Source organism: Pseudomonas sp. GW821-FHT04D07 (assembly GCF_059420225.1).
In genome coordinates this window covers 30,272-44,310 of the sequence record NZ_JBWKTH010000018.1, presented here as the reverse complement: position 1 = coordinate 44,310, position 14,039 = coordinate 30,272, and the positions used below count along the sequence as shown (strand labels likewise).

Annotated in this window: 11 protein-coding genes; 1 reads left to right on the top strand and 10 read right to left on the bottom strand. The window is 60.5% G+C overall.

Annotated features, from left to right (window positions below):
* Positions 1 to 81: 81 nt before the first annotated feature.
* Together AC07T0_RS20285 and AC07T0_RS20280 are read right to left on the bottom strand one after the other, a co-directional pair.
* Positions 82 to 537, bottom strand: coding sequence for a PaaI family thioesterase (locus AC07T0_RS20285; RefSeq protein ID WP_495002898.1), 456 nt, complete (start codon positions 535 to 537; stop codon positions 82 to 84).
* Positions 534 to 1,010, bottom strand: a complete 477-nt coding sequence (locus AC07T0_RS20280; protein ID WP_495002897.1) for a PaaI family thioesterase — start codon at positions 1,008 to 1,010, stop codon at positions 534 to 536. Before AC07T0_RS20280 ends, AC07T0_RS20285 begins: the two co-directional genes overlap by 4 nt.
* Before the next feature lie 167 nt (positions 1,011 to 1,177).
* On the opposite strand from AC07T0_RS20280, the gene AC07T0_RS20275 reads away from it, so the two are divergent.
* Positions 1,178 to 1,423: a hypothetical protein gene (locus AC07T0_RS20275; RefSeq protein ID WP_495002896.1), complete on the top strand. Its 246-nt coding sequence runs from the start codon at positions 1,178 to 1,180 to the stop codon at positions 1,421 to 1,423.
* A gap of 204 nt (positions 1,424 to 1,627) precedes the next feature.
* Here the strand turns inward: AC07T0_RS20275 and brnQ are convergent, their stop codons facing one another.
* The 8 genes from brnQ to sdhA form a co-directional block, all read right to left on the bottom strand.
* On the bottom strand, positions 1,628 to 2,941 hold the full coding sequence (gene brnQ / locus AC07T0_RS20270) for a branched-chain amino acid transport system II carrier protein (protein WP_495002895.1): 1,314 nt from the start codon (positions 2,939 to 2,941) through the stop codon (positions 1,628 to 1,630).
* 436 nt (positions 2,942 to 3,377) lie between these two features.
* A complete protein-coding gene (sucD, locus tag AC07T0_RS20265; RefSeq protein ID WP_019692317.1) occupies positions 3,378 to 4,259 on the bottom strand; it encodes a succinate--CoA ligase subunit alpha in 882 nt (293 codons plus the stop codon).
* Positions 4,259 to 5,425, bottom strand: a complete 1,167-nt coding sequence (gene sucC, locus AC07T0_RS20260) for an ADP-forming succinate--CoA ligase subunit beta (RefSeq protein WP_103498765.1) — start codon at positions 5,423 to 5,425, stop codon at positions 4,259 to 4,261. The genes sucD and sucC overlap by 1 nt, the downstream gene beginning before the upstream one ends.
* A gap of 197 nt (positions 5,426 to 5,622) precedes the next feature.
* Entirely contained in the window at positions 5,623 to 7,062 is a 1,440-nt protein-coding gene (lpdA, locus tag AC07T0_RS20255) for a dihydrolipoyl dehydrogenase (protein WP_495002894.1), read from the bottom strand.
* Positions 7,063 to 7,171: 109 nt separating this feature from the next.
* Complete coding sequence (odhB, locus tag AC07T0_RS20250; protein WP_495002893.1) at positions 7,172 to 8,395, bottom strand: 2-oxoglutarate dehydrogenase complex dihydrolipoyllysine-residue succinyltransferase; 1,224 nt, start codon at positions 8,393 to 8,395, stop codon at positions 7,172 to 7,174.
* Between the two features lie 42 nt (positions 8,396 to 8,437).
* Positions 8,438 to 11,269, bottom strand: coding sequence for a 2-oxoglutarate dehydrogenase E1 component (locus AC07T0_RS20245; protein ID WP_495002892.1), 2,832 nt, complete (start codon positions 11,267 to 11,269; stop codon positions 8,438 to 8,440).
* A gap of 278 nt (positions 11,270 to 11,547) precedes the next feature.
* On the bottom strand, positions 11,548 to 12,252 hold the full coding sequence (locus tag AC07T0_RS20240) for a succinate dehydrogenase iron-sulfur subunit (RefSeq protein WP_495002891.1): 705 nt from the start codon (positions 12,250 to 12,252) through the stop codon (positions 11,548 to 11,550).
* A gap of 12 nt (positions 12,253 to 12,264) precedes the next feature.
* Positions 12,265 to 14,037, bottom strand: coding sequence for a succinate dehydrogenase flavoprotein subunit (gene sdhA, locus AC07T0_RS20235; protein WP_495002890.1), 1,773 nt, complete (start codon positions 14,035 to 14,037; stop codon positions 12,265 to 12,267).
* Positions 14,038 to 14,039 lie beyond the last annotated feature (2 nt).

Here is a 14,039-nt window from a genome sequence, read left to right as displayed (position 1 = left end):
AACTCCAATTGGATGGCAGTGGCCGCCCCCGAAAGGGTTGGCGGCGGGTTGTCATCAAAGTTGGGGGCGGTGACGGCGATTTCAAGTGCCCGGGAGCGTTTCCTCGATCTTGAAGTGGGCCCGGGCGGTGGCAATCGGCTCGGCCTCGGTTCTTTGCCAGGCGGTGACGGCGACGTTCGCCACCCGCCGGCCCTGGCGACAGACCTGGCATTTGGCGTAAGTGTCACGGTATTGCCCGGCGCGCAGGTAATCGACGGAAAAGTCGATGACCTTGGGCACCCCTGGCGAGCCGGTAAACACCAGCAGGTGCAGGGCGGCGGCCAGCTCCATAAAACCGGCGATCACCCCGCCGTGAATCGCCGGGAGCAACGGGTTGCCGATGTTGTCCTTGTTCGCCGGCAGGCAGAACAACAGCTCATCGCCGAGCCGTGAGCACTGGATGCCGATCAGCTTGGCGTAGGGGATAAGCTGCAGCAATTGCCCGTAGTCACCCTGCTGGTGGGCCTGCTGCAGCAGCGTCTTGAAGTCCTCGCTCATGCCGCACCACCGTTGATCGCGCCGCTGAAACCGTGGGCGCCCTTGATTCCCTTGCCCATGCGCATGAAGGTCCCGACCACATGGGCGATGGGCCGCTGCGGGTCATCCTGATAGGCAAAGCCGCGGGCGAAGATGATGTCGCGGGTCACCCGGTAGCACTCGGCGAAACCATAGACATCCTGCTGCGCCGTTGCCGGGTGCATATAGTCGATGCGCAGATCCAGGGTCGGACAGACCTCGAACTCGGGCAACACACACAGGGTGGCCATGCCACAGGCGGTGTCCATCAGGGTCGTCAGTGCCCCGCCATGGATCACCCCGCTCTGCGGATCACCGACGATCTCGGCGCTGTACGGCAGGAGCACGGTCAGGCCCTGGGCATCGGCGCTGTGCAAGCGCAGCCCGAGGACCTGGCAGTGCCGGATAGCGCCGAGAAAGCGCGTAGCGCGCTCGAAAATAGGGTTCTGGGTCATGAACTTATGGCTCTCGTCCGGGAGAAATACGTCCGAAAAAACGAAACATAGAGAAAAAGTTCCGTTCGGTCGGTACTTATATATCTTTTAAAATCAAGGAACTTAACCCTTGGGGGCGTGTTCTGAAGGCCAGTAGTCAGTGATATCCACACAGGAGCAACACCCCCATGCGTAAGACTTTAGCTATTGCCTTGATGTTGACCGCTACCCTCGGTCTCGCCGCCTGCGATAAAAAATCCGAGGACAAAGCTCAAGACGCCAACCAACACGCTCAGGAAGCTCAGAAGAGCATGAGCCAAGCTCAGGATAAGGTGAACGAGGCCGCCAAGGAAAACGCCGATGCTGCCAAAGCTCAGGTTGATTCCAGCAAAGCAGCGGCACAAGAGCAGTCCAAGGAAGCCACCGGCTCCTGATTGCCCTGGAGGTTCTTGCAAAGACCCAACGGCAAAAACCTTCACGCAAAATAAAACCCGCCTAGTGCGGGTTTTATTTTTTCTGACACCGGCCTGCCATCTCCCCCTGTAGGAGCCAGCCTGCTCGCGATAGCGATATTCCAGGCGACAACGACCTCGACTAACAGATCGCATCGCCAGCAAGCCGGCACACAGAGGTCGCGATCAGGCCAGGACTTCGCTAGGTTTGCCGAGCACGCGGTCAATCAGCACCGCAACCGCCAGCATCACCACCGACGGCACCAGCCACGCCAGGCCCTGCTCGCTCAGCGGCAGGTGCGACAGCTGAGCCGGCATCCAGTCCGCCAGCCCGGCGCCCTTAAGGGCGTCGATCATGCCGAACAGCAACGACACCAGCATCACCGGCCCGACGATACGCCCCTGCGCATGCCAGAACGACTGGCAGAAGCTCAGGGCCACCAGGGCGATGCACGGCGGGTAGATCGCGGTCAGGACCGGGATCGAGAAGGCAATCAGCTTGGTCAGCCCCAGGTTCGACACCAGCAGCGAGAACGCTGCCAGGATGATCACCAGGCTCTTGTAGGACAGCGGCAGGACGCGGCTGAAATACTCGGCGCAGGCGCAGGTCAGGCCCACCGCCGTCACCAGGCACGCCAGGGAGATCAGCACCGCGAGGAAACCGCTACCGAGGGAGCCGAAGGTGTGTTGCACATAGGCGTGCAGCACCGCCGCGCCGTTACTGGCACCGGCCGCGATTTCATGGCTGCCCGACCCCAGGCGGAACAGACTGATGTACACCAGCGCCAGACCAACCCCGGCAATCAGTCCGGCAATGATCGCGTAGCGGGTGATCAGCCGCGGCGATTCGACGCCACGAGAGCGGATGGCATTGACGATGACGATACCGAACACCAGGGCGCCGAGGGTATCCATGGTCAGGTAGCCATTGATGAAGCCCTGGGAGAACGGTGCCGCGACGTACTCGGGGGTGGCGGTGCCGATATCGCCGGCCGGCAAGGCAAAGGCCGCGATCCCCAGGGCCGCCAGGGCGATGATCTTCAGTGGCGCGAGGAAACGGCCGACGGTGTCCAGCAGGCGCCCGGGGTACAGGGAGATGAAGAACACCAGCAAGAAGTACACCGAGCTGTAGAGCAGCAGCGCCAACGGGCTTTCACCGGTCAACGGCGCCAGGCCGACTTCAAAGGATACGGTGGCCGTGCGCGGGGTGGCGAACAGCGGACCGACCGCCAGGTAGCAGGCCGCGGCCAGCAAGCCGCCGGCGACTTTGCCGATGGGGCTGCTCAGGGCATCCATGGCGCCGCCGACCTTGGCCAGCGCGACCACGGTGATGACCGGCAGGCCGACCGCGGTGATCAGGAAGCCCAGCGCCGCCATCCAGACATGGGGCCCGGACTGCAAACCGACGATCGGCGGGAAGATGATGTTGCCAGCCCCGACGAACAGGGCAAAAGTCATAAAGCCAAGTGCCAGGATGTCCTGGCCTTTCAACACTTTCATTTCAGGAAATACCACACTGCTGAATCGGAATTTAGAGAGGGATTTCCCGTGGGGTGAGGGAAATGCTGTCGACCCGTATGGGGTTGACCCGTTTAGCGCGCCGATCCCTTTTGGGGAGCCAACGCAAAATGGCTGCCAGCCTAACGAATTCGGGCGGAAAACGCACTGTTAGAGGGCGAATTGTCCGATAAGCGACATTTCCGTGTCGCGTTTTCATATGAAAACGGTGCCGCCCGTGCCGACGCCTTCGCGGGCAAGCTCCGCTCCCACAATGTTCGAGTCAACCCAAAATTCTGTGTACGACACAAAACCTGTGGGAGCGGAGCTTGCCCGCGAAGAGGCCGGCACAGATTGCATAAAACTTCCTGACACCCAGAAAGCACAAAGGCCACCCGAAGGTGGCCTTTGCAGGTAAAGCGTCAGCTAAGCGCGAGGCTTACTTGACTGCCCAACCGGTCAGCTCGGCCAGGGCCTTGCCGATGTCTGCCAGCGAACGCACGGTTTTCACACCGGCGTCTTGCAGGGCAGCGAACTTCTCGTCCGCAGTGCCTTTGCCGCCGGAGATGATTGCGCCCGCATGGCCCATGCGCTTGCCCGCAGGGGCAGTCACACCAGCGATGTAGGAAACCACTGGCTTGGTCACGTGAGCCTTGATGTAGGCCGCCGCTTCTTCTTCAGCCGAACCGCCGATCTCACCGATCATGACGATCGCTTCGGTCTTCGGGTCTTCCTGGAACAGCTTCAGGATGTCGATGAAGTTCGAGCCTGGGATCGGGTCACCGCCGATGCCGACGCAAGTCGACTGACCGAAACCGGCGTCAGTGGTCTGCTTCACAGCTTCGTAGGTCAGGGTGCCGGAACGGGAAACGATACCGACCTTGCCTGGCAAGTGAATGTGACCTGGCATGATGCCGATCTTGCATTCGCCTGGAGTGATCACGCCTGGGCAGTTAGGGCCGATCAGGATCACGCCCAGTTCGTCGCACTTGACCTTGGCGTCCAGCATGTCCAGGGTAGGAATGCCTTCGGTGATGCAGACGATCAGCTTGATGCCGCCGAACGCTGCTTCCAGGATCGAGTCCTTGCAGAAAGGAGCTGGAACGTAGATCACGCTGGCGGTGGCGCCAGTAGCGGCTACAGCGTCTTTCACGGTGTTGAACACGGGCAGGCCCAGGTGCTCGGTGCCGCCTTTGCCCGGAGTTACGCCACCGACCATCTTGGTGCCGTATTCGATAGCTTGCTGGGTGTGGAAGCTACCCTGCGAACCGGTGATACCCTGGCAGATAACCTTGGTGTCTTTATTGATCAGGACGCTCATTATTTGCCCTCCGCAGCTTTGACAACTTGTTGAGCAGCGTCGGTCAGGCTGGTAGCAGCGATGATGTTCAAGCCGCTTTCTGCCAGTACTTTAGCGCCCAGTTCAGCGTTGTTGCCTTCAAGGCGAACAACAACCGGGATTTTCACGCCGACTTCTTTCACCGCGCCGATGATGCCTTCGGCAATCATGTCGCAGCGAACGATGCCGCCGAAGATGTTGACCAGTACGGCCGCGACGTTGGTGTCGGACAGAATGATCTTGAACGCTTCAGTCACACGTTCCTTGGTTGCACCACCGCCCACGTCGAGGAAGTTGGCTGGTTTGCCGCCATGCAGGTTGACGATGTCCATGGTACCCATGGCCAGGCCAGCACCGTTGACCATGCAACCGATGTTGCCTTCCAGGGCTACGTAGTTCAGTTCGAACTTGGCAGCGTGCGCTTCGCGCGGATCGTCCTGGGACGGATCGTGGAAGGTTTTCAGCTTAGGCTGACGGTACATGGCGTTGGCGTCGATGTTGATCTTCGCATCGAGGCAATGCAGGTCGCCGTCGGCCTTGATCACCAGCGGGTTCACTTCCAGCAGGGCCAGGTCGTGATCCTTGAACAGCTTGGCCAGACCGACGAAGATCTTGGCGAACTGAGTCACTTGCTTGCCTTCCAGACCCAGCTGGAATGCCAACTCGCGACCCTGGAATGGCTGAGCGCCAACCAGTGGATCGATAGTGGCCTTGAGAATTTTCTCAGGGGTGTCGTGCGCGATTTTCTCGATGTCCACGCCACCTTCGGTGGAAGCCATGAACACGATGCGACGGCTCGAACGGTCAACGACAGCGCCCAGGTACAGCTCTTTAGCGATATCAGTGCACGATTCAACCAGGATCTTGGTGACAGGCTGGCCATTGGCATCAGTCTGATAGGTCACCAGACGCTTGCCCAGCCACTGCTGTGCGAAGGCTTTAGCGTCTTCTTTGCTGCGAACCAGCTTGACGCCGCCCGCTTTACCGCGACCACCCGCGTGGACCTGGGCTTTGACAACCCACTCGGTACCACCGATCTTGTCGCAAGCTTCTGCTGCTGCTTCCGGGGTATCTACCGCAAAACCCTGGGATACTGGCAGGCCGTACTCAGCGAACAGCTGCTTACCCTGATACTCGTGAAGATTCATGCTTTTTACCGTCTTCGTTAGGTACTGCGCATTCGGTGCTGCACTGATTGCAGTGCCGCACCACCTGTGACTGCTGCTTGCGTGGTCTTCCGGTTGCCCGGCGCGACGACGCAAGACTGCGTCCAGCGGACGTTCCGCGGTGAGTCTTGCGCGCAAGGCTCACGACGGGCGGGCCGCCGTGGTTTCTTATTATCTACTTAGCGTTTTTTCTTGTTGGCAATGTGGATGGCGCCGCCATTCACTGCCAGTGCCGCTTCGTGCAACGCTTCGGACAGGGTCGGATGGGAGAAAACCATCATGCCGATGTCCTCGGCGCTGGTGCCGAATTCCATACCGATCGCGCCTTGCTGTACCAGCTCGGCAGCGCTTGGGCCAATCACGTGGACGCCCAGAACGCGGTCAGTCTTGGCATCCGCGATGACCTTGACGAAACCGCCGGTATCGTTGGCTGCCATGGCACGGCCACTGGCGGCGAACGGGAAGGTGCCGATGTTAACTTCAACGCCTTCGGCTTTCAAAGCCTGTTCGGTCTTGCCGACCCAGGCAATTTCCGGGTGGGTGTAGATAACCGACGGGATCAGGTCGTAGTTCATCTGGGCTTTGTGGCCCTTGATGCGCTCGACGACCATGATGCCCTCTTCCGAGGCCTTGTGTGCCAGCATCATGCCGCGAACCACGTCACCGATGGCGTAGACGCCCGGTACGGCGGTCGCGCAATGGTCGTCGACGTGCACGAAACCGCGCTCGTCGAGAACCACGCCGCAATCAGCCGACAGCAGGTCGGTGGTGACTGGGCGACGGCCTACGGCAACGATCAGCTTGTCGAACGTGATGGTCTGTTCGCCGGCGGAGTCGGTGTAAGTAACAACCACTTCCTTGCCCTTGTTGACCTTGGAACCGGTCACGCGCGCACCCAGCTTGATGTCCAGACCTTGTTTGGTCAGGGTTTTCAGCGCTTCCTTGGAGATGGCGGTGTCGGCAGCCATCAGGAAGGTGTCCAGGGCTTCCAGCACCGTCACTTCCGCGCCCAGACGGGACCAGACGGAACCCAGTTCCAGACCGATCACGCCCGCGCCGATCACGCCCAGGCGCTTCGGTACGGCCTGGAATTCCAGGGCGCCAGTCGAATCGACGATCACGTTCTGGTCAACCGGAGCCGGTGGAATGTCGATCGGACGCGAGCCAGGCGCCAGGATCACGTTCTCGGCTTCGATCACTTCAACCGTGCCGTCAGGCTTGGTCACTTCGACTTTCTTGCCAGCCAGCAGCTTGCCGTGGCCTTCGATCGAAGTCACGCCATTGGCCTTGAACAGCATGGCCACGCCGCCGGTCAGGTTCTTGACGATACCGGCCTTGCGACCGACCATCGCCGGCACGTCCATTTTCACGGCGCCGGTGCTGATACCGTGGATGGCGAACCCATCCTTGGCTTCATGGTACTTCCAGGAGCTGTCCAGCAGCGCCTTGGACGGAATGCAGCCAACGTTCAGGCAAGTACCGCCGAGGGCCAGCTTGCCCTCTTTATCCTGGTACTTCTCGATGCAGGCAGTCTTGAGACCAAGTTGCGCTGCCTTGATGGCGGCTACATAGCCGCCAGGGCCCGCGCCAATCACTACCACGTCGAATTTCTGAGTCATGTGTCATTCCTTATCGAATCAAACCGGACGGCCCCGCGTGGGGACCGTCGTGGGACGAAGCTGATCGTTTAAGCGGGCAAGGCACAAGCGCCCTGCCCCTTGGGCGCAATCAGATATCCAGCAGCAGGCGAGCCGGGTCTTCCAGCAGGTTTTTGATAGTCACCAGGAAAGACACCGCTTCCTTGCCGTCGATCAGACGGTGATCGTAGGACAGCGCCAGGTACATCATCGGCAGGATCACCACTTCACCCTTGACCGCCATCGGGCGCTCATTGATGTTGTGCATGCCCAGGATGGCGGCTTGTGGCGGGTTGACGATCGGAGTCGACAGCAGGGAACCGAATGTACCACCGTTGGTGATAGTGAACGTACCGCCGGTCATTTCATCGATGGACAGCTTGCCGTCACGGGCTTTCTTGCCGTAGGTGGCGATGCCGTTTTCGATTTCGGCCAGGCTCATCAGCTCGGCGTTGCGCAGTACCGGAACCACCAGGCCACGGTCGCTGGACACCGCGACACCGACGTCGGAGTAGCCGTGGTAAACGATGTCGGCGCCGTCGATGGAAGCGTTGACCGCCGGGAAGCGTTTCAGCGCTTCGGTGGCCGCTTTCACGAAGAACGACATGAAGCCCAGGCGCACGCCGTTGTGGGTCTTCTCGAACAGGTCCTTGTACTTCGAACGCAGGTCCATGATCGGCTTCATGTTCACTTCGTTGAACGTGGTCAGCATCGCCATGTTCGACTGTGCTTCAACCAGGCGCTTGGCCACGGTGGCGCGAACACGGGTCATCGGTACACGCTTCTCGACGCGATCGCCGGCAGCGAACACCGGCGCGGCGGCAGCCGGAGCGGCAGCCTTGGCCGGTGCGGCGGCAGGCGCGGCTTTCTTCGCGGCAACAGCAGCCACCACGTCTTCCTTGGTCACACGACCGCCTTTGCCGGTGCCGGCAACGGAAGCGATGTTGATGCCGTTTTCTTCAGCCAGCTTGCGCGCGGCCGGTGCAGCCACCGGATCGTCTTCGCCAGTCGCAGCCGGTGCGGCAGCCTGGGCAGCGGCAGCCGGAGCGGCGGCGGCAGGAGCAGCGGCAGCAGCGCCGCCGGCAACGATGGAGCCGAGGACTTCATCGGACAGAACGGTATCGCCTTCGTTCTTGACGATAGCGCCCAACACGCCATCGGCGGTAGCCAGTACTTCCAGGACCACTTTGTCGGTTTCGATGTCGACGATCAGGTCGTCACGCTTGACGGCGTCGCCCGGTTGCTTGTGCCAGGTGGCAACGGTGCCATCGGCAACCGATTCCGGGAAAGTGGGGGCTTTGATCTCGATAGCCATTATCTGTGGTTCCTTAAATTCGGTTTCAGGTGCGCGAAGGCGTTAAACAGTAAAGGCATCTTGCAGCAGTTTTTCCTGCTGCTCAGCGTGCATCGATGCATAACCACAAGCCGGTGCGGCAGAGGCGTCACGGCCGGCGTACTCAAGTACCAGCGACTTGTTGTGCCCGCCAACGATGCGACGCATGTGATGCTGACTGCTGTACCAGGCGCCCTGGTTCATCGGTTCTTCCTGACACCAGACGATGTGCTTGAGGTTCTTGTACGGTGCCAGGACTTCGATCAGGTCGTCTTCCGGGAACGGATACAGTTGCTCGATACGCACGACAGCGATGTCGTCACGGCCTTCGGTACGACGTTTTTCCAGCAGGTCGTAGTAAACCTTGCCGCTGCACAGAATCAGACGACCGACCTTTTTCGGGTCCTGGGCATCGATTTCCGGGATAACGGTCTGGAACGAACCTTCGGCCAGATCTTCCAGCGTGGAGATGGCCAGCTTGTGACGCAGCAGCGACTTGGGTGTCAGCACGATCAGCGGCTTGCGCAGCGGACGGATGACTTGACGACGCAGCAGGTGGTAGATCTGTGCCGGGGTAGTCGGCACGCAGACCTGGACGTTGTGCTCGGCGCACAGCTGCAGGTAGCGTTCCAGACGAGCCGAGGAGTGCTCCGGCCCCTGACCTTCATAACCGTGCGGCAGCAGCATGGTCAGACCGCACAGACGGCCCCACTTGTGCTCGCCACTGGTGATGAACTGGTCGACAACCACCTGGGCACCGTTGGCGAAGTCGCCGAACTGGGCTTCCCAGATCACCAACGCTTCCGGCGTGGTGGTCGAGTAACCGTATTCGAACGCCAGCACCGCTTCTTCGGACAGGAACGAGTCGTACAGATCGAAGCGCGGCTGACCTGCGTACAGGTTCTGCAACGGGATGTAGGTGCCCGCGTCTTTCTGGTTGTGCAGCACGGCATGACGGTGCGAGAACGTACCACGGCCGATGTCCTGGCCGGTCATGCGGATCGGGTGACCTTCGAACGCCAGGGTCGCGTACGCCATGGTTTCGGCGTAACCCCAGTTGATCGGCAGGCCGCCGGCTTGCATCTTCTGCCGGTCTTCGTAGATCTTCGCGACCTGACGCTGGACCACGAAGCCTTCCGGGATTTCCAGCAGCTTGGCGGACAATTCCTGCAGGGTCTTCAGATCGAAGCGGGTGTCGTGACGTGCGGTCCACGCGTGACCCAGGTAAGGGCGCCAGTCGACGAACAACTCCTTGTTCGGTTCCTTGACCAGGCTTTTTACCACGTGCAGACCGTTGTCCAGGGCGTTGCGGTATTCGTCGACTTTCGCCTGGACACGCGCTTCATCCAGGACCTTGGACTGAACCAGGCGCTCGGCGTACAGCTCACGGGTGGTGCGCTGCTTGGTGATCTGCTGATACATCAACGGCTGGGTGCCGCTCGGCTCATCCGCTTCGTTGTGACCACGACGACGGTAGCAGACCAGGTCGATCACCACGTCGCGCTTGTACTGCATGCGGTAGTCGATGGCCAGCTGGGTCACGAACAGGACGGCTTCCGGATCATCGCCATTCACATGGAGGATCGGCGCCTGGATCATCTTCGCAACGTCGGTGGCGTACTCGGTGGAGCGCGAGTCCAGCGGGTTGCTGATGGTGAAACCGACCTGGTTGTTGATCACGATGTGCACGGTGCCGCCGGTCTTGAAACCGCGGGTCTGCGACATCTGGAAGGTTTCCATGACCACGCCTTGCCCTGCGAACGCAGCGTCACCGTGGAGGGAAATCGGCAGAACCTTGTCACCGGTCGCATCGTTGCGACGGTCCTGACGGGCGCGAACCGAACCTTCAACCACCGGGGAAACGATTTCCAGGTGGGACGGGTTGAACGCCATTGCCAGGTGAACTTCACCGCCGGTGGTCATCACGTTGGACGAGAAGCCCTGGTGGTATTTCACGTCACCGGAACCCAGCTCGACCTTCTTCTTGCCTTCGAACTCGTCGAACAGCTCGCGCGGGTTCTTGCCGAAGGTGTTGACCAGTACGTTCAGACGGCCACGGTGGGCCATGCCGATGACGATTTCCTTGGTGCCGTAGGAACCGGAACGCTGGATCAGCTCATCGAGCATCGGAATCAGGCTCTCGCCACCTTCCAGGCCGAAACGCTTGGTGCCCGGGTACTTGGTGCCCAGGTACTTTTCCAGGCCTTCGGCGGCGGTGACGCGCTCGAGCAGATGGCTCTTGATGTCCGCGGAGAAGGTTGGACGGCCGCGCACGCTTTCCAGACGCTGCTGGAACCAGTGGCGTTGCTCGGAGTCGACGATGTGCGTGAATTCAGCGCCGATGGTGCGGCAATATGTCTGCTGCAACGCTTCGTGAATTTCGCGTAGGCTCGCTTCCTCTTTGCCGATGAACAGGTCGCCGGCACGGAAGGTCGTATCAAGATCGGCATTGGTCAAGCCGTAATGATTGATCGACAGGTCTGCGGGTGCAGGACGCTGCCACAGTCCCAGCGGGTCGAGCTGGGCTGCTTGGTGGCCACGCATCCTGTAGGCCTGGATCAATCGCAGCACTTCAACCTGCTTCTTCTCGTGCTCACTGCTCACGCTGCCGGCGGAAACCGGTTGGGCGCGGCGCTGGTTCTTTGCCAGCAAGACGAAATGATCGCGGATTGTCGAGTGCGAAACATCGGTGGCAGCGTTGCCGTCAGCGGGCAACGTCTGAAATTTGGTGCGCCACTCTTCTGGCACAGCGTTAGGGTCGTGCAGGTAGAGCTCGTAGAGCTCTTCCACATAGGCAGCGTTACCACCTGAAAGATAGCCGCTGTTCCACATGCGCTGCATCACGCTTTCTTGCATGCTTGGTCACCCTCGGTTAGGGGACACCATCGACGAAAACACCACGCACGCTTGCAACAGTCCGAATGCAGCGACCAAAACAAGCCACTTGGGATCACGCTGATAGTCCGGGTACCAGCCCGGATGCCCCTGCTGGTCTCATTTCTTCAAAAATAAGAGCCACAGCTTTATGAGCCGTTGCTCTGGTTATAGCCGGGGCGCGGGTTGAAGCCCGCGCCCTGGCCTTTCTACGGTTACAGCGGTAGCACTTTTACAACAGCCGGGTTACAGCCGCTGAATCACACGCCGCTTTGCAGCAGCATGTTACGGATGTGACCGATGGCCTTGGTCGGATTCAAGCCTTTCGGACAAACGTTGACGCAGTTCATGATCCCGCGGCAGCGGAACACGCTGAACGGGTCATCCAGCGAAGCCAGGCGCTCGCTGGTCTTGGTGTCGCGACTGTCTGCCAGGAAGCGGTACGCTTGCAGCAGGGCGGCCGGACCCAGGAACTTGTCGGGGTTCCACCAGAAGGACGGGCAGGAAGTCGAGCAGCAAGCGCACAGGATGCACTCGTACAGACCGTCCAGCTTCTCGCGCTCTGCCGGCGACTGCAGACGCTCGATGGCCGGGGCCGGCGTGTCGTTCTGCAGGAATGGCTTCACCTTCTCGTATTGCTTGTAGAAGATGCTCATATCGACGACCAGGTCACGGATCACCGGCAAACCAGGCAGCGGACGTACCACCAGCTTGTTGCCCTTGACCACGGCGGACAGCGGCGTGATGCACGCCAGGCCGTTCTTGCCGTTGATGTTCATGCCATCGGAACCGCACACGCCTTCACGGCACGAGCGACGATAGGAGAAACCTTCGTCCTGTTCCTTGATCAGGGCCAGAACGTCCAGCACCATCAAGTCCTTGCCACCGGTGTCGACCTGGAAAACCTGGGTTTTCGGCGCCGAATCGGTGTCCGGGTTGTAACGATAAACTTCGACTTGCAACATATCGATCACCCTTTAGTAAGTCCGGACTTTTGGTTCGAAAGTCGGAACGGTCTTCGGCGAGAAGTTAACGGCACGCTTGGTCACGCGCTTCTCACCCGGGAAGAACAGGGTATGGCACAGCCAGTTTTCGTCGTCGCGCTCTTCGAAGTCTTCACGGGCATGGGCGCCGCGGGACTCTTTGCGATGCTCAGCGGCAATCGCTGTGGCTTCGGCCACTTCCAGCAGGTTTTGCAGCTCGAGGGCTTCGATACGCGCGGTGTTGAAGGCCTGAGACTTGTCGTTGATCTTGACGTTGGCGATACGCTCGCGCAGGCCAGCCAACTGGGCGATACCCTTCTGCATGTATTCGCCGGTACGGAATACACCGAAGTAGTTCTGCATGCAGCTTTGCAGCTCGCGACGCAGGGTGGCGACGTCTTCGCCGTCGGTGCGCTCGTTCAGAGCGGACAGACGTGCCAGTGCCGCCGTGATGTCGGCGTCGGTGGCGTCGTCGTAGTCGATACCGTCGCTCAGGGCTTTTTCCAGGTGCAGGCCGGCCGCACGACCGAAGACCACCAGGTCGAGCAGCGAGTTGCCGCCCAGACGGTTGGCGCCGTGAACCGATACGCAGGCCACTTCACCGACCGCGAACAGGCCCGGGATAATGGTGTCGACGCCGTTGGCGTCCTGAGTCATCGCCTGACCGTGGATGTTGGTGGGAACACCACCCATCATGTAGTGGCAGGTTGGGACAACCGGAACTGGCGCAACGACCGGGTCAACGTGAGCGAAGGTCTTGGACAGTTCGCAGATACCTGGCAGGCGGCTGTGCAGCACTTCCTCGCCGAGGTGGTCGAGCTTGAGCAGCACGTGGTCGCCGTTCGGGCCACAGCCGTTGCCGGCGATGATTTCCTTGACCATCGAACGTGCTACCACGTCACGACCGGCCAGGTCTTTCGCGTTCGGCGCATAACGCTCCATAAAACGCTCGCCGTGCTTGTTGATCAGGTAACCGCCTTCACCGCGGCAACCTTCGGTGACCAGTACACCGGCGCCGGCGATGCCGGTCGGGTGGAACTGCCACATTTCGATGTCTTGTACCGGCACGCCAGCACGCAGAGCCATGCCGACGCCGTCACCGGTGTTGATCAGGGCATTGGTGGTGGACGAGTAGATACGACCGGCACCACCGGTGGCCAGGACGGTAGCCTTGGCGCGGATGTAGCTGGTTTCGCCGGTTTCGATGCAGATGGCGATCACACCGACGAACGCGCCGTCCTGGTTCTTCACCAGATCGACCGCGTAGTACTCGTTCAGGAACACGGTGCCGGCTTTCAGGTTGCCCTGATAAAGGGTGTGCAGCAGCGCGTGACCGGTACGGTCGGAAGCGGCACAGGTACGTGCTGCCTGACCGCCTTTACCGTAATCCTTCGACTGACCGCCGAATGGACGCTGGTAGATACGACCCTGCTCGGTACGCGAGAACGGCATGCCCATGTGGTCCAGCTCGTAAACCGCAGCCGGGCCTTCCTGACACATGTATTCGATAGCGTCCTGGTCACCGATATAGTCGGAACCCTTGACGGTATCGTACATGTGCCAGCGCCAGTCATCGTTCGGGTCGGCCGAAGCGATGGCGCAGGTGATGCCACCCTGGGCGGATACGGTGTGCGAACGGGTCGGGAACACCTTGGTGATCACGGCAGTCTTGTGACCGCCCTCGGCCAGTTGCAGTGCGGCACGCATGCCCGCGCCGCCGCCACCAATGATGATGGCGTCGAAAGAAATCGTTGGAATGTTAGCCATGA